We start from the raw sequence: 22,656 nt of genomic DNA, 5'->3' as shown, positions 1-22,656 counted from the left end.
CCTTGCTTGATGACAAATAGAGGAAGCGAATATGGAAAAACAGATTGTCGATATGTCCCAGGACCCCCGCCGCGAGCAGTTTGACTACTTCCGATCGATGGCCGACCCCTATGTGGGCGTGACCTGCGAGGTGGATGTTACCGCCCTGACGGAGAAACTCCGGATCAGCGGCGCACCGTTTTTCCTCTCGTTTACCTATGAGGTTTTGGCGGCGGCCAACGCCGTTCCAGAGCTGCGGCGGCGGATCGAGGGAGACCGGGTGGTGGAGTACAGCAGCTGCCGCTGCTCCTGCACCGTGGCAAAACCCGACGGGGCCTATGCCTATTGCACGCTGGACGGGGTGCTCCCGTGGGAAGCTTTTCTTGCGGATGGACGCAAGGCTTTGGAAGCGGCCCGGAACGGCGGAACGATCCATGAGGACGGAGACTGCGGGGAATACTTCTTCGCCTCCTGCGTCCCATGGCTCCACTATACGTCTATGACCCAGCCGATTCCCCGACCGGCGTACAGCAATGTGCGGCTGACCTGGGGCCGGTGCGTGACGGAAAACGGAAGGACGAGTTTACCGGTGACGGTGCTGGCCCATCATGCGCTGGTGGACGGAATCCATCTGGGAAAATTTTATCAGGAGCTGGAAAAACGGGTTTCCAAGGCCCGGTAAAAAATGACAGAAAGAAGAATTTGTACAATGGATCGCTGTGAGCTTGCAAACAATTATCATAATCGGGGCTGCAACTGCTGTCAGGCGGTGTTGGCGGCCTTTTCGGACGTGACTGGCCTGAGCGAGGCGGAGAGTTTGGCCATTGGCGGCGGCTTTGGAAGCGGTGCCGGGACGGGAGAACTGTGCGGCGCTATTACCGGGGCTGTGATGACGCTGTCCCAAATTTTTCCCGCCACCATCGAGGACCCCGTGTCCGGAAAGAAGCGGGCTGTGGGACTTTCCAAAGAGTTTCAAAAGCGGTTTTCGGAGAGATTCGGTTGCCTGCGCTGTGCGGAGCTGCTGCCGAAAAAGTATCAGCCGGACGACGCCACTCCCGCCGCAAAACGGATGCAATTGTCGAACCACTGTGCCATCATGATTGTCACGGCGGTGGAGATCGTTGAAGAGATGCTTGGGGAGCGGACGGCATGAGTGCGGCGTAAAGCGCCTGAGCATCGACGACACCTTTTTGGCCATCGGCGGCGGCTTCGGCGGAAGAACAGATGTAGAAGAATAGGAGTGTCATATGGCCTTTGCCCATTTACACGTTCATACGGAGTTCAGCCTGCTGGACGGCGCGTGCCGCATCAAGGAACTGCCGGGAGTCCTGAAGGAGATGGGCCAGACCGCCTGCGCTATCACGGACCACGGGGTCATGTACGGCGTGATTGACTTTTACCGTGCCTGCAAGGACGCGGGCGTCAAGCCCATCATCGGCTGCGAGGTCTATGTTGCGCCCAGAGGACGGACACGATTTCACAAGCAGCACGAGTTCGACGCAGAGAGCCGCCATCTGGTGCTGCTATGTGAAAACGAGGAGGGGTATCGAAACCTCACATACATGGTTTCCACGGCGTGGACCGATGGATTTTACATCAAGCCCCGGGTGGATATGGAGCTGTTGCGGGAACACCATCGGGGGCTGATTGCTCTGTCTGCCTGTCTGGCGGGGGAAATTCCCCGGCGGCTGCGCAGCGGGGAATATGAAACCGCCAAAACCGTGGCGCTGGAACTGGCGGACATTTTCGGGCCGGACCGCTTCTATCTGGAGCTTCAGGACCACGGTATTCCCGACCAGCAGAAGGTGAACCGGGGAATTTTGAAGCTTCATCAGGAGACGGGCCTTCCCATGGTCTGCACCAATGACGCCCACTACCTCCGCAAAGAGGACGCGGAGGCCCACGACGTGCTGCTGTGCATCCAGACGGGAAAGCTCTTGGCGGACGAAAACCGGATGCGCTACGAACCGCGAAATTTCTACCTCCGTTCCGAGGAGGAGATGCGCACCCTGTTCGAGGGCTACGAGGACGCGGTGGACAACACCGGGAAAATCGCGGAGCGATGCAACGTGGAGTTTGTCTTCGGCAAATATCAGCTGCCGGAATTCAAGCTGCCTGAGGGCTACGACGCCTATACCTATCTGAAAGAGCTGTGCGACCGGGGCTTTGGGGAGCGGTATGGGGATGCGCATCCGGAATATCGGAAACAGCTCACCTATGAGCTGGAAATGATCGGGAAGATGGGCTTTACGGACTATTTTCTCATTGTCTCCGACTTCGTGCGCTACGCCAGAAGCACGGGCATTCCCGTGGGCCCGGGGCGCGGTAGCGCCGCCGGAAGCATGGTGAGCTACTGCCTGTATATCACGGATGTGGAGCCGATGCGGTTCGGCCTCTATTTTGAACGGTTCCTGAATCCGGAGCGAGTCAGTATGCCGGATATTGACATGGATTTTGGCGACGTCCGCCGGGGCGAGGTGGTGGACTACGTTCGCCGGAAGTACGGAGACGACCACGTGGCCCAGATCGTGACCTTCGGTACCATGGCGGCCCGAGGCGTCATCCGGGACGTCGGCCGGGTGATGGGGCTGCCCTACGCGGAGGTGGACGCCATCGCCAAGCAGGTACCCAACACCCAGCATATTACCCTCAGCGACGCGCTGCGGCTTTCAAAGCCCCTCAGCGATCTCTACGAGGGCGACGAAAACGTGAAGACCCTGATTGACACGGCCCGTAAGCTTGAGGGAATGCCCCGCAACGCCTCCACCCACGCCGCAGGCGTCGTTATCACAAAAAAGCCGGTGTACGAATATGTACCGCTGGCGAAAAACGACGACGCGGTGGTCTGCCAGTATATTATGACCACGCTGGAGGAACTGGGCCTTTTGAAAATGGATTTCCTGGGCCTGCGGAACCTGACGGTGCTGGATGACGCGGTGAAAATGGTGCAGGCGGAGCGGCCCGGCTTCCGGCTGGAGGACATACCGGAGGACGACGCGCCCACGTACGAGATGCTGGGCCAGGGGAAGACCATCGGTGTGTTCCAAATGGAATCCACCGGAATGACCGGCGTGTGCGTGGGGCTGAAGCCCCGCAGCATGGAGGATATCTCCTCCATCATCGCACTGTACCGCCCCGGCCCCATGGACTCCATCCCTAAGTTCATCGCCTGCGCCCAAAATCCGAAGCTGATCTCCTATCTTCACCCGTCTCTGGAGCCGATCCTGTCCATTACCTATGGGTGCATTTTGTATCAGGAGCAGGTCATCGAGATCTTCCGCCGGCTGGCGGGGTATTCTCTGGGCCAGGCGGACATGGTGCGCCGGGCCATCTCCAAAAAAAAGGCCTCTCAGATCGCGAGGGAAAAGGACGCGTTTATCCGCGGCGATACGGAGCGCGGCATCTCCGGCTGCGTTGCAAATGGCATCCCAGAGGCGACGGCCGAGGCCATCTATCAGGACATCTATGACTTTGCCAACTATGCGTTCAACAAGGCACACTCCGTTGCCTACGCCGTGGTGGCCTATCAGACCGCCTACTTTAAGCGCCATTTTACAAAGGAGTATATGGCGGCGCTGCTCACCAGCGTACTGGATAACTCCGCCAAGATCGCGGGATACATCACGGAGTGCCGCGACTGGGGCATTAAGCTGCTTCCGCCGGATATCAACCGTTCCTGCGATACCTTCACGGTGGAGGAAGACGGTATCCGGTTTGGACTGGCTGCCGTCAAGAACATCGGGCGCGGGTTTATCCAGGCCGTGATGCGGGATCGGGAAGATCGACCTTTTTCCTCCCTCAACGACTTCTGCGTGCGGATGAACGGCGGCGAGATGAACAAGCGGGCGATGGAAAACCTGATCCGCTCCGGTGCGTTTGACGGCTTTGGAGCAAAGAGGTCCCAGCTCATCAAGGTTTTCGAGACGGTAATGGACTCGGTTGCCAGCGCCAGCCGCCAGAACGTGGAAGGGCAGATCGACTTCTTCTCCATGGCGGCAGGTGACACGGCGGAGCAGGAGCCGCCTAGGGAGGCGGACCTTCCGGACATCCCGGAGTTTTCCCAGCAGGAGCTGATGAATATGGAGAAGGAGACCACCGGACTCTACCTCTCGGGTCATCCCATGGACCAGTATCGGGCCGAGGTAAAGCGGCTGAACGCACCCGCTATCGCCTCCATTCTGAATGATTTCGGGCAGGAGGGCGGCCCTACCCAATTTGCCGACGGGCAGCGGGTGACAATCGCCGGGGTCGTGACCTCCAGCAAGACGAAGACCACGAAAAACAATACCTTAATGGCCTATGTCACGGTGGAGGACGACACCGCCGCCATCGAGCTTTTGTGCTTTTCCCGGACGCTGGATGCCTGCGGCGCGTGTCTGCAGGAAAATCAGGCGGTGGTGGTGAAGGGAAAGCTCTCCGTCCGGGATGAAAAGGCCCCTCAGATCATGTGCGATTCCGCGGTTCCTCTGGGCGGCGGCGCGCCGCTGCCGGCCCCGGTTCCGGAAGCAGGCGAAAAGAAGCTGGCGGAGGGCAGCGTCCTCTACTTGAAGTTTCCCGGAAAGGACAGCCCGGAGCTGCGTCACATGAAGCTGGTGTTTCAAATGTTTCCCGGCAGTACGCCGGTGAAGCTGGTGATGGCGGACACCCGAAAGGTGTTCGGTGCTCAGCTGCTGCTCCATCAGGCGCTTTTACAGGAGGCCAGAGAGACGCTGGGCGAGGAGAATGTGGTCGTCAAATAAAGAAACCGTCCCGCCGCATGAATATGCGGCGGGACAGTTTTTGTCTGCAAAAAGAGCTTCCGACAGGCGGTTTCACGGTTCCTCCGTTCGCTTGCCCAGCCGGATGTCCCGGATATCGTAGGGAACGGTCTGGTATACGTTGTAGTTCAGCCAGTTGGAATACAGCAGATTCCCGCAGGAGCGCCAGGTGACCACCGGCGTTTGGGTGGGGTCATCGTTTGGAAAGTAGTGCTTCGGCAGCCGGATGGCGGCTCCGGCGGCCACATCCCGGTCATACTCCATCTTCAGGGTGTCCCAGTCATACTCCGCATGGCCCATCAAAAAGATCTGATGGCCTCCATCGGTCTTCACGGCGTAGACCCCCGCCTCCTGTGAAGCGGCCAGAATCTTGAGCTCCGGCACAGCCTCAATATCCTCCCGGTACACCGTGGTGTGGCGGGAATGAGGAACCCAGAATTGGTCGTCAAAGCCGCGGAAGAGGATGAAGTTGGGATCTTCCACCGTGTGGAGAAATACGCCGAACAGCTTTTCCGGAAGAGCTCGCTTCGGGATACCGTAATGATAGTAAAGTCCTGCCTGTGCGCCCCAGCAGATGTGGAGGGTGGAGTGAACGTGGGTCTTGCTCCACTCCATGATCTCGCACAGCTCGGGCCAGTAGTCCACCTCTTCAAAGGGCAGATTTTCCACGGGTGCGCCGGTGATGACCAGTCCGTCAAAGGTTCGGTCCTTTACCTCTTCAAAGGTTTTGTAAAAAGCCAGCATGTGCTCTTGTGAAGTGTTTTTGGACACGTGGCCGGTTGGAGCAATCAGCTCCAGCTCGATTTGAAGCGGCGTGTTACCCAGAACCCGGGCCAGCTGCGTTTCTGTGTCGGCCTTGGTGGGCATCAGGTTCAGCAGGAGAATTTGCAGAGGACGGATATCCTGAGTCATGGCGCGGGTCTCGGTCATAACGAAAATGTTTTCGCGGGTCAGCGTACCTGTGGCTGGCAGCTGATTTGGAATTTTGATAGGCAAAGCTGGCTTCTCCTTTCACAGCGCCGTGGTGGGAAAATCGGCAGACCGGCACTCATACGAATCATCCGTTGGAAAGCGGACAATTTTGAATGGATGAGCGCCCGACCGCGTCAGTCCCTCACCAGATCCAGCGCCTGAGAGATGTCACCGATCAGGTCGGCCTTGCTCTCAAGGCCGCAGCTCAGCCGGACAAGACCAGCGGGGATGCCGGCGGCCTTCAGCTGCTCGTCGGACATCTGGCGGTGGGTGGAGCTGGCGGGGTTGAGACAGCAGGTCCGGGCGTCCGCCACGTGTGTCTCGATGGCGGCCAGCTTCAGATGTTTCATGAACGCTCCGGCGGCCTCGCGCCCACCCTTCAACTCGAAGGAAACCACGCCGCAGGACCCGTGGGGCAGGTATTTCTCCGCCGCGGCGTGATACTTGTCGCCGCTTAGGCCGCAGTAGCTGACGGACGCGACCTTCGGGTGCGCCGCCAGAAATTCCGCCACGGCCTGACCGTTCTCGCAGTGGCGGGCCATACGGACATGGAGGCTCTCCAGACCCAGATTCAGGTAGAATGCGTGCTGGGGGGACTGGATGGAGCCGAAGTCCCTCATCAGCTGAGCGGTGCATTTCGTGATAAACGCGCCCTCTTTGCCGAACTTCTCCGCGTAGGTGATTCCGTGGTAGCTGTCATCCGGCGTGCACAGGCCGGGAAACTTCTCGGCGTGAGCCAGCCAGTCGAATTTGCCGGAGTCCACGATGGCCCCGCCTACGGCGACGCCGTGGCCGTCCATATATTTGGTGGTGGAGTGGGTGACGATGTCCGCGCCCCATTCAAAGGGGCGGCAGTTGATGGGGGTCGGGAACGTGTTATCCACGATCAGGGGTACGCCGTGGCCATGGGCCGCCTGCGCAAATTTTTCAATGTCCAGCACCGTGAGGGCGGGGTTTGCGATGGTCTCGCCGAAGACGCACTTGGTGTTGGGCCGGAAGGCGGCGCTCAGCTCCGCATCCGTGCAGTCCGGGGCGACAAAGGTGCATTCAACGCCCATCTTCGCCATGGTGACGGAGATCAGGTTGAAGGTGCCGCCGTAAATGCTGGAGGAGGCCACGATGTGGTCGCCGCAGGAGGCGATATTAAACAGGGCGAAGAAGTTGGCCGCCTGACCGGAAGAGGTGAGCATCGCTGCCGTACCGCCCTCCAGCGCGGCGATCTTCGCCGCCACATAGTCGTTGGTGGGATTTTGGAGGCGGGTGTAAAAATAGCCGTTGGCCTCCAGGTCGAACAGCTTACCCATGTCCTCGGAGGTGTTGTACTTGAAGGTGGTAGACTGCACGATGGGGATCTGACGGGGCTCGCCGTTGCCGGGAGTGTAGCCGCCCTGGACACAGATGGTTTCGATTTTCTGATTGCTCATGATTTTGAACTCCTTTCCGTTTGACACTCTGAGGCAAAAGAAAAAGACCTCCGCCTCAAAGCATCCTTTGAGACGAAAGTCACATAACTTCCGCGGTACCACTCAAATTGCGTGTACAAAGACACGCCTCCTCACAGGCTCCAACAAGCCCTCTGCCTTAACGCGGCGACACGGAAAGACCTATCCCAATACGGGTTCGCTCTTTCGGCTCGGGAGCCATAGGCATTGGAGGCGTTTTCCCACCGGCTCACACCAACCGCCGGCTCTCTGTAAGGTCCGCGTCCCCGCCCTCTCCGTCACTGCCTTTTCATATTGCTGTCATTCTAGCATGGCTTTTTAAAAAGTCAAGTGGTTTTTTGTGGTATACTTCCATGAATGATAAAAAAACGGTATTCAGCAGGGGGGAAACGGCACAATTGCGGCAAGCGGCCCCCGAAATCCTTGATTGACGGGGCGGCGCCTTTTGAAGTATAATGTTACGATTGATTTATTATCACGAGAAAACGGAGGAACCATCATGTGGATCGCGGAGAACTGGCGGGATTATGAATTGCTGGACTGCGGCGGCGGCGAAAAACTGGAGCGCTGGGCCTCGCAGCTCCTGGTGCGCCCGGACCCCCAGGCCATCTGGGAGACGGATCACGGCGATCCCGGCTGGAAGCGGGCCAACGGACGGTATTTCCGTTCTCAGACCGGCGGCGGACATTGGGAAAAGGGACAGCTTCCGGAGAGCTGGAAGATGCGCTACGGAGAGCTGACTTTTCAGGTAAAGCCCATGAACTTCAAGCACACGGGCCTGTTCCCAGAGCAGGCCGTCAACTGGGACTTTGCCATGGAAAAGATCAAAAACGCCGGAAGACCTGTCCGGGTCTTGAATCTGTTTGCCTATACGGGTGGGGCAACGGTGGCCTGCGCCAAGGCCGGGGCCAGCGTGTGCCATGTGGACGCGGCAAAGGGAATGGTGGCCTGGGCGAAGGAGAACGCGAAACTCTCGGGGCTTACGGACGCGCCTATCCGCTGGATCGTGGATGACTGCGGGAAATTCGTGGAGCGGGAAATCCGGCGGGGGAATACCTATGACGCCATTATCATGGACCCCCCCAGCTATGGCCGGGGTCCCGGCGGCGAGGTCTGGAAGCTGGAGGAAAACCTGTATGAGTTTGTGAAACTCTGCGCGGGCGTTCTGTCCGATAAGCCGCTGTTCGTGCTCATCAACTCTTATACCACCGGCCTTGCCCCGTCGGTGCTGGGGTATCTGCTGGGTATTTTGGTGAAGGAAAAGTACGGCGGTAAGTGCGCTTGGGACGAGCTGGGCCTGCCGGTGACGCGGACCGGATTATATCTGCCCTGCGGTGCGACGGGACGTTGGTTCAGCGAATAAGCGACGGGAAGTAAAGAGTGATGTCAACGATTCTTCAAACGGAGAACCTCCAATACCTCTATCCGGCGGTGGAGGAGGGGGAGCAAGCCACGGTGGCCTTGCGGGGCGTGGATCTGAAAATTGAAAAAGGGTCCTTCGTGGTGATTTTGGGCCATAACGGGTCCGGGAAATCCACTCTTTCCAAGACCTTTAACGCGATCCTGCTGCCCTCTACGGGCAGCGTGTGCGTGGAGGGAATGAACACCGCCGACGAGTCCTGTCTGCTGGACATCCGCCGCAGGGTGGGGATGGTGTTTCAGAACCCGGATAACCAGATCGTGTCCAATGTGGTGGAGGAGGACGTGGCTTTTGCTCCGGAGAATCTGGGCGTCCCCACGGCGGAAATTCGCCAGCGGGTAGACCTTGCACTGGGAGCGGTGGGTATGGCGGAGTTTGCCCAGCACGCGCCGCATCTGCTCTCCGGCGGACAGAAGCAACGCATCGCCATCGCGGGCGTCATCGCCATGGAGCCGGACTGTATCGTTCTGGACGAGGCCACCGCTATGCTGGACCCCACGGGGCGGCGAGAGGTTCTGTCCACTGCCCACCGGCTGAATCGGGAAAAGGGCATCACCGTGATACTCATCACCCACCACATGAACGAGGCGGAGGACGCCGACCGCGTTGTCGTTATGGACGACGGAAAAATTGCCATGGACGGCGCACCCAGAGAAATTTTTGCTCAGGTGGAGGAGCTGCGCAGTCTTGGCCTGACGGTGCCTGACACCGTGGATCTGCTGGACCGCCTGCGCAGGGACGGGCTGGACCTGCCGTTGGACGCCCTCACCGTGGACGAGTGCGCGGACGCGGTGGCAGCGGCACTTCGATAAACGAGACAGGAAGGGAATCATTCATTGGAACCGATTTTAAAGGTCGTACACCTGACACATACCTACGGGATCGGCACGCCCTTTGAGCGCAGTGCCGTGGAGGATATGAGCTTTGACGTGGCGGACGGAGAATTTCTGGGGATTATCGGTCACACCGGCTCTGGAAAATCCACCCTGATTCAGCATCTGAACGGCCTTTTGAAGCCCACCTCCGGGAAGATCCTGCTGGAGGGAAAGAATATCTGGGCAGAGCCGAAGAAAATTCGGAACGTGCGGTTCCGGGTGGGACTGGTGTTTCAGTATCCGGAATATCAGCTTTTCGAGGAGACGGTCTATAAGGACATCGCCTTCGGTCCCGCCAACATGGGAAAGACAGGAGACGAGTTGGACCGCTGCGTTCGGGAGGCTGCGCGCCTTGTGGGTATCCGGGATGACCAACTGGAAAAATCGCCCTTTGAACTCTCCGGCGGACAAAAGCGGCGGGTGGCCCTGGCGGGCGTGCTGGCCATGGAACCGAGGGTGCTGATTCTGGACGAGCCCACGGCGGGATTGGATCCGGCGGGCCGGGAAAACCTTCTGGCCAACATCCGTGACTATCATCGGAATAAAAACGGCACGGTCATTATGGTCAGCCACAGTATGGAGGAAGTGGCCGGGAATGTGGATCGCATTCTGGTTCTGAAATCCGCCCATGTGCTGATGCAGGGGACGCCGAGAGAGGTCTTCAGCCGCGCGGACGAGTTGCTCTCCGCCGGACTGGACGTGCCACAGATCACCCGCGTCGCCATAGCTCTGAAGGAGCGGGGCCTTGATGTGGACCCCGCGGTTTACACCGCCGAGGATTTGGAGCGGCAGCTCCTGACGCTTCGGAAGGGGGCTGCGGGATGCTGAAGGATATCACGCTTGGCCAGTATTTTCCCGGCGATACCATTGCCCACCGACTGGACCCCAGAACGAAGCTGCTGCTGGTAGTCCTCTATATCGTGGGGCTGTTCTGTGCGGATTCCGTGCTGACTTACGGGATCATGGCCGCCGTGTTTCTCACCTGTGCCCGCATCTCCAAAGTGGGGGCAAGAGCGCTGGTGCGGGGATTGAAACCGGTGCTGCTCATTATTCTGTTCACCGGCATTTTAAATTTATTCTTTACCCCGGGCGACTATCTTTATCAACTAGGCGTGCTTCACATCTCCCGGCAGGGGTTGGAGATGGCGGTGCGGATGGTGCTGCGCATCATGCTGCTGATTATGGGCACGTTCCTCCTGACCTACACCACCAGTCCCATCCGGCTTACAGACGGGCTGGAACAGCTGATGGGAGGACTGAAAAAGCTCCGCGTGCCGGTCCACGAGCTGGCGATGATGATGTCCATTGCGCTGCGGTTTATCCCGACGCTGATCGAGGAGACGGACAAGATCATGTCCGCTCAAAAGGCCCGGGGCGCGGACTTTGAAAGCGGGAACCTGTTTCATAAGGCAAAAGCTCTCATTCCCATTCTGGTGCCGCTGTTCATCAGCGCGTTCCGCCGGGCGGACGAGCTGGCAGTCGCTATGGAGTGCCGCTGTTACCACGGCGGCGAGGGGCGGACAAAGCTGAATCCTCTTAAATACGCGGCAAGAGATTATTGGGCGCTGGCCTGTGGTGCGGTCATTACCGCGGGCGTCATTGTGCTGGGGCGGTTCGGGTTTTAAGAAAAACGCCGGGGCGGGGAAAGGGAGGTCTGCTGTATGAAAGCGAAGAAACTGCCACTTTGGGTGCTGGCCATCGTGCTGACGCTGTGCGTCGCGCTGGTGGGAGTGGTCATCTGGCAGGGAAGCAGACTGAGGACTTTGCAGCAGAGCGCTCCCGATCAGACGGTTCCGGCTTCCTCGGCGCAGCAGGGGACGTCTGCGCCAAGTGCTGTGGAAAGCTCCGCCCGTTTGACAAAGTCCTTCGATCTGACGCCAACCGGCGTTGATAAGGCTGGCGGGACGGCATCGGCGGACGTGTCCTTGGAGCTATGGGATGACCTTCCCGGCGCGGCGGTGACACTGCTGGTGACGCAGGGTGGGGCGTCGTCCTCCCTCCCGCTGACCCGGAGTGATTCCGGCGTCTATACCACTCTTCTGACACTGCCGCTTTCGGCGCAGCAGGGCGCAGGGGATCAAAGTGTCTCCCTGACGGTTACGGTGGAGGCGGACGGCGCCTTCGTGAAAGAGCGGCTGGGAGACTACCCCAACACACGCTTTATGACCGCTTCTCTTCGGGCTGATCTGAAAGAGGGCGGCATGACCTATGTGCGTAAATCCCTTCCGGCGCCGGGAGTGGGCCTGATGCGAATGAACGCGGACTGCCGCCTTTCTGTGGTGGAGGGAGGCAAGCCCGTGGCCGTTGGGAGCCCGTCGTTCCGGCTTTACCGCAACGGTAAGCTGATGAAACAACTCAGCGCCGTGGAGGACGAGGCGGGGAGGTATCTGTACGGCCCCCAGGAATGGGATAACGCGCTGGTGTGCCGAAATGGGGACGAGGTGACCCTCACCTTTGTTTGCATCGGCAACGACGGATGGTCCTATGAATTTCAGCTGGAGTCCGCCTCTATCACGAAATATAGCGGGGATGTGATGCTAAAGCTCATGCCCCCTGCTGTGGCGTGAAAGCGGATTCATTGCATGACATAAACGATTCCGCCCGCCGGGAGGCGGTGCGGCGTTGCTTGCCTGCCCGATTTGCTCCGGCCCGATGAAGGAGAACTACCATGCGAAATATTGCCCTGAAACTGATGTACAACGGCACCTCCTACCATGGGTGGCAGGTGCAGAAAAACGCCGTTTCCGTCTGCGGAACGCTGGAAAAAGCCCTGGCGGAGGTCTGCGGCGGCCCGATCCATCTCACCGGCTGCGGCCGCACCGACGCGGGCGTTCACGCCGAGCGGTATGTGGCGAATTTCCGCACAGACAGCCGCATCCCCACGGACCGACTGCCCTTTGCCGTCAACACCCACACGCCGGAGGACATTGCCGTGAAGGAGGCGCTGGAGGTGGACCCCGATTTTAACGCCATTGGGTCCTGCGTCAAAAAGGAATATACCTACCGGATCTACAATTCTGTTTTTAAAAATCCGTTCTATGTGAATCGGGCGTACTTTTACCCGAAGAAGCTGGACGAGGAATTTCTGAACCGCGCCGCAGGGATGTTCGTGGGGACCCACGATTTCGCGGCGGTGCGGAGCGTGGGGACGGAGACGAAGTCCACTGTCCGTACGATCTATTACTGCGATGTGTCCCGCAGCGGGGACCTTTTGGAATTGAAGGTCTGCGCAGACGGTTTTTTGTATAATATGGTGCGTGCCATCACCGGGACGGTGCTGTACGCGGCGGAGGGCAAATTTGCCCCGGAGGATATTCCCGCAATCCTGGCGAGCCGGGACCGCAGCGCTGCGGGACCCACCGCACCGCCGGGAGGGCTGTACCTGACAAGACTTTGGTATGAGGATGAACGGCTCAATGGCTGATAGAACGAATGACATCTGGAATGACAACGATGAGGAGAACCTCCCTCTGAAGCGCCATCGTCTGCGGAGCTTCCTGATCTTTTTCCTGTTGCTGCTGGCGGTTCTGGGGGTGGTTTTGGCCGCCGCCTGGAGGGACGGCACGGGGCTGGACATCCTGCGGCGCTATTTTGCCTATGGCAAAAGCGAGGGCGACGGGACTACGGGGTACGTCTACGACGCATCTTCCACCAACCGCTTTGCAAAGCTGGGGAATACGCTGGCGGTCCTCTCGGATACGTCGCTGTCCTTGGTGGACGGAAACGGAGGAACGGTTTGGTCTGCCTCTGTGAAAATGGTGGCGCCGGCGCTGAGCGTGGCGGGGGACCGGGCCGTGGCCTACGACGTGGGCGGTACGGAACTGTACGTACTGGACGAGAAGGGCCTCGTCTACCAGCAGAGCGCCGACGAGACGGAGCCGTATATCGCCGCCACGCTGAACAGCGGCGGCGAGCTGGCGGTGACCGCCCGGAAGCAGAACTACAAGGCGTCCGTCTACGCCTATGACGCGGCGGGGAATCCACTGTTTACCTTCAATTCGTCGGAGCGCTTTGTTTCCAATGCCTATGTAACCAACGACGGAAAGTATCTCGCGGCGGTAACGCTGGGCCAGTCCGGCGGGGCGTTCGCCTCCAGCGAGGTGCTCTATGCCCTGACGGCCACCGATCCGGTGACGTCCTGGACCGTGGGCGACGGTATGTGCTATGACATGGGGACGGTGGGCCAAAGTCTTGCCATGGTCTGCGACGATGGGCTGTATTTCAGCTCGTCTGCCCGGGAACTGTCGGCTACATATTCTTATAACGGGTCTTTTCTGCGGGAGTATGATCTTCATGGAGAGAACTACGCGGTGCTGCTGCTGAACCGCTATCGGTCTGGCAGCGTGGGCCGTCTGGTAACGGTAGGAACCGACGGTCAGGAGATCGCCGCGCTGCCTGTCAGCGACGAGATTTTGAGCATCTCCGCCTCCGGGCGATACATTGCGGTGCTGTATGCCGACAAGCTGGTGATCTACACGCCCCAGCTGGAGCAGTATGCCTCCCTCACCGGCACGGACTACGCCCGGGAGGCGCTGGTAGGAAACGACGGGTCCGCCCTGCTGCTGGCGGCGGAACACGCAGTAAGATTTCTGCCATGAATGTGCACTTTTGGACGATATTTCAGATGAATTCACAAATTATTTACGACCGGGGAGGTAGGCAAACATGAAAACAGCTGTTATAATAGACTGTATTGTCGCGGCTGTGCTGTTTGGGTTCCTGGTCTACGGCGCGTGGCGCGGCCTGTTCCGGGCGGTTGTGGGATTGCTGATGGTGATTCTCGCATTGACAGGAGCTACGTTTGCTGCGCGAGAGCTGACCCCGATGACCACGAAGCTGCTCCGGCCGGTCATTGAGACCACCATTACACAAAGGGTGGATGACGCGATCAGCGGCGGTGCGTCTTCTCAGACAGACGGCTCGTCCGCAGAGAGCGGAGACAGCGTGACCCCGGTGAAGCCACAGGCCGGCTCGGACACCTCGAAGGATCAGACGGCATCCACATACGGAGGCGCGGCGGTTTCATCCGGAGATTCCTCAAAGGACGGCGCCCAGACCCGTCTGCAGGCGGGGGAACTGCTGAAGCTGATGGGATGGGATGACACGCTGACAAAGTCCCTTGCGGACAGGGCGGAGGAAAAGGTTCAGGAAACCGGTGTCTCCCTCGCCATGGCGGTGGTGGACAGCGTGATGGAATCCTTCGTGTACATCCTTTTGTTTACTCTGTCCTTTGTGGTGCTGATGCTGCTGCTCCATCTGGTGGCGAAGGCGCTGGATCTTGCGATGAAGCTGCCGGGCATCCATTTTCTGAATGGACTGGGCGGCGCGCTGGTGGGACTTATCCAGGGGGCGCTGCTGGTGTTTCTGGGAATTTGGCTGCTGCGCTGTCTGCATATCTCTTTCAACACGGAAACCGTGGCACAGACCCATTTGCTGAGCTTTTTTACAAGCCATAGTCCGTTGGACTTGATTTTCTATTGATTCCGCGCGCTTTCCCGCACAGCCGGAGCGTCCGGCACGGCGTTCCCAACGCCCACTGTAATTCTGGAGGTATACGATGCAAGCGAAACTTTGCTCAAGATGCAAAAAAAATGTGGCCGTGGTTTTTATTTCCCGGCTGGATGGTGACAACACCGTGAACGAGGGCCTGTGCCTGAAGTGCGCCAAGGAACTGGGCCTTCCTCAGGTGGATGATATGATGAAGCGGATGGGAATTTCCGATGACGATCTGGATACGCTGAACAACGAAATGCTGCAGGCATTTGACGGCGTGGAGAACGTGGAGGATTTGTCTAAGGAGGACAATAATTCCGACCCGGATGAGGAAGAGGGCAAGACCGCTACCTTTCCGTTCCTGAATCGTCTGTTCAACGGAGACTCTTCCTCCCGGAGTGACGAACAGTCCCAGGGCAGTTCCGCCCGGGCGGACCGGGACAAGGAGCACAAGGGCGATAAAAAACGTAAGTATCTGGAGAGCTATTGCCTGAACCTGACGGAGCGGGCAAAGGTCGGCAAGCTGGACCCAGTGATCGGCCGGGGACAGGAGATCGAACGGGTAATTCAGATCCTGAACCGCCGCCAGAAGAATAATCCCTGCCTGATCGGCGAGCCCGGTGTTGGCAAGACTGCCATCGCCGAGGGGCTTGCCCAGCGTATTTCCGAGGGAAAGGTGCCCTTCAAGCTGCGGGAGAAGGAGGTCTATCTGCTGGATCTGACCGCTCTGGTTGCGGGCACCCAGTTCCGGGGCCAGTTCGAGTCCCGGATGAAGGGTCTCATCGACGAGGTGAAGCGGCTGGGTAACATCATCCTCATGATCGACGAGGTTCACACCATCGTAGGTGCAGGAGACGCCGAGGGCAGCATGAACGCCGCCAATATTCTGAAACCCGCCCTCTCCCGGGGCGAGATTCAGGTCATCGGCGCAACCACCTTTACCGAGTACCGCAAGTCCATTGAGAAGGACACCGCTCTGGAGCGGCGCTTTCAGCCGGTGACGGTGAACGAGCCGTCTATTGAGGACTCCATTCAGATCTTGAAGGGACTGGCTTCAAAGTATGAGGCGTTCCACGGTGTGAAGCTCTCCGACGGCATCCTGCGTCAGGCGGTGCTGCTCTCCGAGCGGTATATCACCGACCGCTTCCTCCCGGACAAGGCCATTGACCTGATTGACGAAGCGTGCTCCGATCTGAATCTGAAGGACCCGGATATCTCCCGCCGCATGGAGATTCAGCGGGAGCTGGACGACTATGAAAAGGAAAACGCCATGCTGGAGGAGCTGGCCGCAGAGGACGGCGCGGAGCCGGACTATGCGCGAATGGCGTTTTTAAAGAGCAAGCGGGCTCAGCTGAACACCGAGCTGCGGGGCCTTGTGGAAAAGGGCGACCCTCAGCTTGCGATGGAGAATCTGGCGCATGTTATCGAGCTGTGGACAAGAATTCCCGCTTCCCGCATCCGGGAACAGGAATTCCAGCGCCTGAGCCAACTGAATACTCGCCTGAAAGCCCACATCGTGGGTCAGGACGAGGCCGTGGAGGCCGTCACCGCCGCAGTGCGGCGCAACCGGGTAGGCATCAGCCCCAAACACAAGCCCGTCAGCTTCATCTTTGTCGGTCCCACCGGCGTTGGAAAGACGGAGCTGGTCAAGCAGCTGGCGACGGACCTGTTCAACACGCCGGACGCCTTGATCCGGCTGGATATGTCCGAGTTTATGGAAAAGCACTCCGTCTCACGCATTGTAGGGTCTCCCCCCGGCTACGTGGGCTATGACGAAGCGGGGCAGTTGACGGAGAAAATCCGCAGGAAGCCCTACGCGGTGATCCTGTTCGACGAGATTGAAAAGGCTCACCCGGATGTGCTGAATATTCTTTTGCAGATTCTGGACGACGGTGAAATCACGGACTCCCACGGCCGGAAGGTCAACTTTGAAAACACCGTCATCGTCATGACCTCCAATGCCGGCAGCGCAACCAAGGAGGGAATGGTGGGCTTTGACCGCACCGCCGGGCAGCAGGACAAGGCTAAGGCAATGAAGGGTCTGGAGCAGTTCCTTCGTCCCGAGTTCATTAACCGCGTGGACGAGGTGATTTGCTTTAACCGGCTCAGCGAGGAGAACTTCCAGTCCATTGCCCGCATCATGCTGAAGGAGCTGTCTGCTTCCTTGAAGGAGAAGGGCGTGACCCTGACCTATGGCGACGAACTGCTGGCGTATCTTACCCACAAGTCCTATTCCCTGACCTACGGTGCCCGGAACCTGCGCCGCACCATCCAGAAGGAGCTGGAGGATCCCATGGCTGCGCAGATGATCGACAGCTACGAGCATCCCGTTTCCCAGATTCAGGCCACGGTAGAGAACGAACAGGTAAAGATATACACTCTGTAAGGATTGTAAAGGAAGGTGACTTTCGTGCTGTTTCGTAAAGGCATCGACCCGCGGTGCGCTTACTGTCAGCGTGGCGCGCAGATCAACGAGCGGGAGGTGGCCTGTGTGAAGCGGGGAATCGTGCCCGTGGAGAGCTGCTGCCGCAGCTTTCGGTATGACCCGCTGAAGCGGGTGCCGCCCCGGCCTGCGGTCCTTGAGACAGCGCGGTTGACGGAAGAGGATTTCTCGCTCTGAGAGCGGGCTAAAAAGAGAAATAGAGGGAAAGCGGATATGGAGATTGAAAAAGTCTGGGCAGTCTGTTACAGCGCAACAGGCACCACCGAGAAGGTGGTAATGGCCGTGGCTGAGACCTTGGCTCGAAAGATTGGAAAGCCGCTGGAAACGGTGAATATTTCAGCGCCCGCAGAACGCGAGAAGGAACGTTCCTTTACAGCAACGGATCTGCTGGTGATTGGAACGCCCACCTATGCGGGGCGCGTTCCAAACAAGATGCTGCCCTATTTCCAGACGAAACTGACGGGCAATGGCGCGCTGGCGGTGCCGGTGGTGCTGTTTGGCAACCGGAGCTTTGACAACTCTCTGGCGGAGCTGTGTGCGGAGCTGGAGTCCCACGGGTTCCATACCGTGGCTGCCGCCGCCTTCGTGGGGCAGCATGCCTTTGCTTCCAAACTGGCTCCCGGACGGCCCGACGCGGAGGACATTGTCCGGGCCGAGGGCTTTGCGGAGAAGGTCGCTGAAAAGGTACAGACTTTGACGGAGCTTTCCACCCCTATTCAGGTCCCCGGTGATCCTGCCGCACCCTATTATACGCCCTTGGGCGTTGACGGCCAACCCGCAAAATTTCTGAAGGCAAAGCCGCTGACCGATCTGGATAAGTGTACAAAGTGCGGGCTGTGCGCCGCCGTCTGCCCTGTGGGGTCCATCGACCCGGCGGATGTTGCCAGCGTCCCGGGCGTGTGCATCAAGTGCCAGGCATGTGTGGTCAAGTGTCCCACCGGTGCGAAATATTTCGACGACCCGGCGTTCCTTTCCCACAAGGCCATGCTGGAGGCGAATTATACCCGCAGGGCGGAGATTGGATTGTTTTTGTAAGACGGGTTTTTAAAGTGCCGCTCGCAAAATGAATGGTTGCATTGTTCAGGCAGACGAACAGGTCCGCAGGACTTTTTCGTCTGCCTCGGCCGAAGTCCGGGTCACTGGTCTTCGGCTTTTTCATGTCCATGCATCTGCTTTTCCGTTCCGACCAAATGACGCATGCTGATTTTGTGTCGGGTCAGGCTGTTTCCGCATAATCTGTGGGTGAGAACAGATTTGGAGGAGACGACATGGCTAGTGTGACTAATTTCTTTCTGGGTGCCAACAGTGGAGATGGATTTCAAAGCCTTTTCGGCCGGCTGGCCGGAGAGCATACATATGACCTGATGATTTTGAAGGGCGGACCCGGCGTTGGAAAGACCATGTTTCTCAGCTCTCTGGGAAAGGCCATGGAGGAGGCGGGGGAGCGGGTGGAGTATCTGCGGTGCAGCGGCGACCCGGACTCGCTGGATGGCTTGACACTGCCGGACATGGCCTGCGCCGCCGTGGACGGGACGGCGCCCCATGTGCTGGAGCCGAACTATCCGGCGGCGGTGGACCGGATTGTGGACCTGAGCCGGTTTTACGATCTGATGGCGGCAAAAGCTTCGCGGGATGAGATTATCGGGCTGACAGAAAAGCAGCGGGATGCCAACGCCCGCGCGTATCGCTGCCTGAAGGCGGCGCGGCAAGTGGAACTGGAGACGGTGGCAGCAAATCAGAATGCTTTCAATTTTCAGCGGGCGAATCGGAGGCTGGACGGCATCATCGCCCGGGAACTGCGGAGAAAAGGCGGCGAGCCGGGCCGCACAGCCTATCGGTTTCTCGGTGGAATTACCTGCCGGGGGACGGTCTGGCGGTTCGACTGCGCAGACTCCCTGTGTCCTAAAATTTATGAACTGGCGGACCGCTGGGAGCTGGCGGGGCCGCTGCTGGAACGGCTGCGAAAGGATGCCGTGGACCGAGGCTGGGATGTGATCGCCTGTCCGTCCCCGGAGGAGCCGGAGCGGCTGGAGCATTTGCTGATCCCCGGGCTGGGACTGGGCTTCGTCACCTCCCGGCCCGGCATGGAATACGGAAAAAAACCATTCCGCCGCATCCGACTGGACGCGCTGACCCACACGGGGGAGCCGGGGAGGGAGCGGTTCCTGCGGCGGATGGCCGCCGCCCTGCGGGAGGAGGCTGTGGCCGCCCTGCGAGACGCGAAGACTGCCCGCGATGCCTTAGAGGCGGTGTATAGTCCCTATGTGGACTTTGACGGCATCCGGGCACTGACGGCCATTGAGACAGGACGGCTGCTGAGCTGGCGGGACCGGCGATAAAGCCATTGAAAAACCGGCGTGGGTCCGCTATACTCTATTGGGAAAAAACAATTTACGAATGAAGGGGAAGTGGTCCTATGGACGACGGCTTTTCTGTGAAATTTATTGCCCGTATTCACAGCGACTTTCAGACAAAATTTGGTATCCCCCGGCAGAGCGGCCTGGTTGAGGAACTGGAGAGCCGCGTGATTTTCGAGCCGGAGTACCGGAACCCGGACGCTCTAAGGGGGATTGAGGGCTTTTCCCATCTGTGGCTGATCTGGCAGTTTTCCGGCGCCGTGCGGTCCGCGTGGTCCCCTACGGTACGCCCTCCCCGGCTGGGCGGAAATGCCCGCATGGGCGTGTTCGCCACCCGGTCGCCCTTCCGGCCGAATCCCATCGGTCTTTCCTGCGTAAAGCTGCTGGAAGTGGAGGAGGACCGGGAGCTGGGGATGGTTCTTCGGGTGGCGGGAGCCGACCTGATGGACGGTACGCCGATTCTGGACATCAAGCCGTACCTCCCCTATGTTGACGCGCACCCTGAGGCAAAAGGCGGCTTCGCCCCCGCCGCGCCGGAGCGGAGACTGACGGTGGACTGCCCGGCGGAGTTTCTGGAGGTCCTGCCGGAGGAGAGCCGGTCGGCGCTGCTGGGTGTTTTGGCTGAGGACCCGCGGCCCGCTTACCAGGATGACCGGTCGCGGGTATACGGTTTCGGGTTTGCCGGGACAGAGGTGAAATTTTGCGTGGACGGCCAGCGGCTGACGGTTCTGTCCGTGACAAAAAATTAACAGCGCTGCGGCTCTTGACAGCCTTGCGCCAAGGTGCTACACTTAACAGTAATCACACAAAAAGGCTTGGAAAAGGACACTGTTCGGGAAAGACACCAGAGAGGGGCCGCGCTTGCTGCAAGCGGCTCTTGCCGGAACCGAAGCGGTACCGCCTTGGAGCTGCCCGCCGAAAGGGGAGACCTGAGTAGAACGGGACGGGACCTCCCGTTACAGAGGACACGAGCGGCGTCTCAAAAGAGGCGCAAGCAGGGTGGAACCGTGGAATACGAATTCGTATCTCACCCCTGATTTTTCAGGGGTGAGATTTTTGCTGCCAAAAATCTCCGACTGTTCGAGGGCCGCGCCCGTCTCACCCCCAATATAAGGAGGAACAGAAATGTCCGAAGAGAATCAGTATACGTTTGAAAACGCGGCATTCCGCAAAACTTATTGGCACACTTGCTCCCACGTCCTGGCCCAGGCCATGAAGCGCCTGCACCCGGAGGTGAAGCTGGCCATCGGCCCCTCGATTGACGAGGGCTTCTACTATGATATGGACTCCCCCTTCCCCTTTACCCCGGAGGTGCTGGAGGAAGTAGAGGCCGAGATGCGGAAGATCTGCAAGGAGAAGCTGAAGCTGGAGCGGTTCGAGCTGCCCCGGTCCGAGGCCATCAAGTTTATGCAGGATCAGGGCGAACCGTATAAGGTGGAGCTGATTAACGATCTTCCGGAGGGCGTCACCATCTCCTTTTATAAGCAGGGCGAGTTCACAGACCTGTGCGCCGGCCCCCATCTGGACTCCACCGGCCGCATCAAGGGCAACGGCATCAAGCTGACTGCCTGCAATGCCGCCTATTGGCGCGGCGATTCCAACCGCCAGACGCTTCAGCGCATCTATGGCATTGCCTTCCCCAAGAAGGAGGAGCTGGACGCCTATCTGGAGCGTATTGAAGAGGCCAAGAAGCGGGATCACCGCAAGCTTGGCAAGGAACTGGGCCTGTTTGCTTTCCGGGACGAGGCTCCCGGCTTCCCGTTCTACCTGCCCAAGGGCATGGTGCTGAAAAATACCCTGATTGATTACTGGCGTCAGGTTCATAAGAAGTGGGGTTATCTGGAAATCTCTACCCCGCAGATCATGAAGCGGACCCTGTGGGAGACCTCCGGTCACTGGGATCACTACAAGCAGAATATGTACACCACCGTCATCGACGAAGAGGACTTCGCCATCAAACCCATGAACTGCCCCGGCAGCATTCTGGTTTATGATCTGGAGCCCCACTCCTATAAGGAACTGCCCCTGCGGTACGGTGAGCTGGGTCTGGTTCACCGCCACGAGTTGTCCGGCGCGCTCCACGGTATGTTCCGCGTCCGCTGCTTCACACAGGACGATGCTCACATTTTGCTGGCCAAGGACCAGATCAAGAGCGAGGTTATCCGCATTGCCCAGCTATTCGACGAGGTTTACAAGCTCTTCGGCCTGCCCTACAAGATTGAGCTTTCCACCATGCCGGATGATCACATCGGTTCCAAGGAAGACTGGGATATCGCAACAGCCGCGCTGGCAGACGCCATCACAAGCATCGGAAAGACCTATGAGGTCAACGAGGGCGATGGCGCGTTCTACGGGCCGAAGCTGGACTTCCACATTCAGGATTCGCTGGGCCGGACATGGCAGTGCGGTACCATCCAGCTGGACTATCAGCTGCCCGGCCGTTTCAATCTGGAATACACCGGAACCGACGGCGAAAAGCACTGCCCTGTTATGATTCATCGCGTGGTGTTTGGTTCGATTGAGCGGTTTATCGGCGTCATTACCGAGCATTTTGCCGGCGCGTTCCCCACTTGGCTCAGCCCCGTACAGGTCAAAATTTTGACCATCACAGAGCGTGCGGATGAGTACGCGAAGAAGGTGGCCGCCGCGCTGGGCGCACAGGGCTTCCGGGTGGAGCTGGATCTGCGCAACGAGAAAATCGGCAAGAAGATCCGTGAGGCGCAGCTTGAAAAGGCTCCCTATATGCTGGTTCTGGGCGACAAGGAGGCCGAGAGTCATCAGGTGGCCGTCCGTCACCGGGTCGACGGTGATCTGGGTGTCATGAGTCTGGACGCGTTCACCGCGCAGCTCAAGGAGCTGGTGGACAGCAGGTCCATTAAGTAAGCAGGCATAGAGGACGCCGCGCCCGCCAAACCGGG

19 protein-coding genes are annotated in these 22,656 nt (G+C 59.0%); 17 read left to right on the top strand and 2 right to left on the bottom strand.

Annotation, left to right across the window (positions count from 1 at the left end; all coding sequences use genetic code 11):
• Nucleotides 1-31: 31 nt before the first annotated feature.
• The 3 genes from ABWQ15_RS06430 (at nt 32) to ABWQ15_RS06420 (ending at nt 4,718) form a co-directional block, all read left to right on the top strand.
• Nucleotides 32-661 (top strand): CatA-like O-acetyltransferase, encoded by a 630-nt coding sequence (locus tag ABWQ15_RS06430; protein WP_353907935.1) that lies wholly within the window; start codon nt 32-34, stop codon nt 659-661.
• Between the two features lie 27 nt (nt 662-688).
• A complete protein-coding gene (locus tag ABWQ15_RS06425) occupies nt 689-1,132 on the top strand; it encodes a C-GCAxxG-C-C family protein (protein WP_353907934.1) in 444 nt (147 codons plus the stop codon).
• Nucleotides 1,133-1,226: 94 nt separating this feature from the next.
• Nucleotides 1,227-4,718 carry a DNA polymerase III subunit alpha gene (locus tag ABWQ15_RS06420; RefSeq protein ID WP_353907933.1) on the top strand — a complete coding sequence of 1,164 codons (3,492 nt, stop codon included), beginning with the start codon at nt 1,227-1,229 and terminating at the stop codon, nt 4,716-4,718.
• 72 nt (nt 4,719-4,790) lie between these two features.
• Here ABWQ15_RS06420 and metA read toward each other — a convergent pair whose 3' ends face one another.
• Nucleotides 4,791-5,732: a homoserine O-acetyltransferase MetA gene (gene metA / locus ABWQ15_RS06415; RefSeq protein WP_353907932.1), complete on the bottom strand. Its 942-nt coding sequence runs from the start codon at nt 5,730-5,732 to the stop codon at nt 4,791-4,793.
• Nucleotides 5,733-5,842: 110 nt separating this feature from the next.
• Nucleotides 5,843-7,132: an O-acetylhomoserine aminocarboxypropyltransferase/cysteine synthase family protein gene (locus ABWQ15_RS06410; protein WP_353907931.1), complete on the bottom strand. Its 1,290-nt coding sequence runs from the start codon at nt 7,130-7,132 to the stop codon at nt 5,843-5,845.
• A 517-nt stretch (nt 7,133-7,649) separates the two neighbouring features.
• Between ABWQ15_RS06410 and ABWQ15_RS06405 the strand changes: the two genes are divergently transcribed.
• The 14 genes from ABWQ15_RS06405 (at nt 7,650) to thrS (ending at nt 22,621) form a co-directional block, all read left to right on the top strand.
• Nucleotides 7,650-8,513 (top strand): class I SAM-dependent methyltransferase, encoded by an 864-nt coding sequence (locus tag ABWQ15_RS06405; protein WP_353907930.1) that lies wholly within the window; start codon nt 7,650-7,652, stop codon nt 8,511-8,513.
• A 20-nt stretch (nt 8,514-8,533) separates the two neighbouring features.
• Nucleotides 8,534-9,382: an energy-coupling factor transporter ATPase gene (locus ABWQ15_RS06400; RefSeq protein ID WP_353907929.1), complete on the top strand. Its 849-nt coding sequence runs from the start codon at nt 8,534-8,536 to the stop codon at nt 9,380-9,382.
• Nucleotides 9,383-9,406: 24 nt separating this feature from the next.
• Nucleotides 9,407-10,273 carry an energy-coupling factor transporter ATPase gene (locus ABWQ15_RS06395; RefSeq protein ID WP_353907928.1) on the top strand — a complete coding sequence of 289 codons (867 nt, stop codon included), beginning with the start codon at nt 9,407-9,409 and terminating at the stop codon, nt 10,271-10,273.
• Nucleotides 10,267-11,070 (top strand): energy-coupling factor transporter transmembrane component T family protein, encoded by an 804-nt coding sequence (locus ABWQ15_RS06390; protein WP_353907927.1) that lies wholly within the window; start codon nt 10,267-10,269, stop codon nt 11,068-11,070. Before ABWQ15_RS06395 ends, ABWQ15_RS06390 begins: the two co-directional genes overlap by 7 nt.
• Nucleotides 11,071-11,106: 36 nt before the next feature.
• Nucleotides 11,107-12,012: a hypothetical protein gene (locus ABWQ15_RS06385; RefSeq protein WP_353907926.1), complete on the top strand. Its 906-nt coding sequence runs from the start codon at nt 11,107-11,109 to the stop codon at nt 12,010-12,012.
• A 101-nt stretch (nt 12,013-12,113) separates the two neighbouring features.
• Nucleotides 12,114-12,869 (top strand): tRNA pseudouridine(38-40) synthase TruA, encoded by a 756-nt coding sequence (gene truA / locus ABWQ15_RS06380; RefSeq protein WP_353907925.1) that lies wholly within the window; start codon nt 12,114-12,116, stop codon nt 12,867-12,869.
• Complete coding sequence (locus ABWQ15_RS06375; RefSeq protein ID WP_353907924.1) at nt 12,862-14,043, top strand: DUF5711 family protein; 1,182 nt, start codon at nt 12,862-12,864, stop codon at nt 14,041-14,043. Before truA ends, ABWQ15_RS06375 begins: the two co-directional genes overlap by 8 nt.
• 67 nt (nt 14,044-14,110) lie before the next feature.
• Nucleotides 14,111-14,926, top strand: coding sequence for a CvpA family protein (locus tag ABWQ15_RS06370; RefSeq protein WP_353907923.1), 816 nt, complete (start codon nt 14,111-14,113; stop codon nt 14,924-14,926).
• A gap of 76 nt (nt 14,927-15,002) precedes the next feature.
• Entirely contained in the window at nt 15,003-17,324 is a 2,322-nt protein-coding gene (locus ABWQ15_RS06365) for an ATP-dependent Clp protease ATP-binding subunit (protein ID WP_353907922.1), read from the top strand.
• A 24-nt stretch (nt 17,325-17,348) separates the two neighbouring features.
• Nucleotides 17,349-17,558, top strand: coding sequence for a hypothetical protein (locus tag ABWQ15_RS06360; RefSeq protein WP_353907921.1), 210 nt, complete (start codon nt 17,349-17,351; stop codon nt 17,556-17,558).
• Nucleotides 17,559-17,594: 36 nt separating this feature from the next.
• Nucleotides 17,595-18,416, top strand: a complete 822-nt coding sequence (locus tag ABWQ15_RS06355) for an EFR1 family ferrodoxin (protein ID WP_353907920.1) — start codon at nt 17,595-17,597, stop codon at nt 18,414-18,416.
• A gap of 233 nt (nt 18,417-18,649) precedes the next feature.
• Nucleotides 18,650-19,720: a hypothetical protein gene (locus ABWQ15_RS06350; RefSeq protein ID WP_353907919.1), complete on the top strand. Its 1,071-nt coding sequence runs from the start codon at nt 18,650-18,652 to the stop codon at nt 19,718-19,720.
• Between the two features lie 77 nt (nt 19,721-19,797).
• Nucleotides 19,798-20,487: a tRNA (N6-threonylcarbamoyladenosine(37)-N6)-methyltransferase TrmO gene (tsaA, locus tag ABWQ15_RS06345; protein WP_353907918.1), complete on the top strand. Its 690-nt coding sequence runs from the start codon at nt 19,798-19,800 to the stop codon at nt 20,485-20,487.
• Nucleotides 20,488-20,863: 376 nt separating this feature from the next.
• Entirely contained in the window at nt 20,864-22,621 is a 1,758-nt protein-coding gene (gene thrS / locus ABWQ15_RS06340) for a threonine--tRNA ligase (RefSeq protein ID WP_353907917.1), read from the top strand.
• The last annotated feature ends 35 nt before the right edge of the window (nt 22,622-22,656 follow it).

This window comes from Oscillibacter sp., from assembly GCF_040505565.1.
Lineage (GTDB): Bacteria > Bacillota > Clostridia > Oscillospirales > Oscillospiraceae > Oscillibacter.
This window is presented reverse-complemented; position numbering and strand designations above follow the sequence as displayed.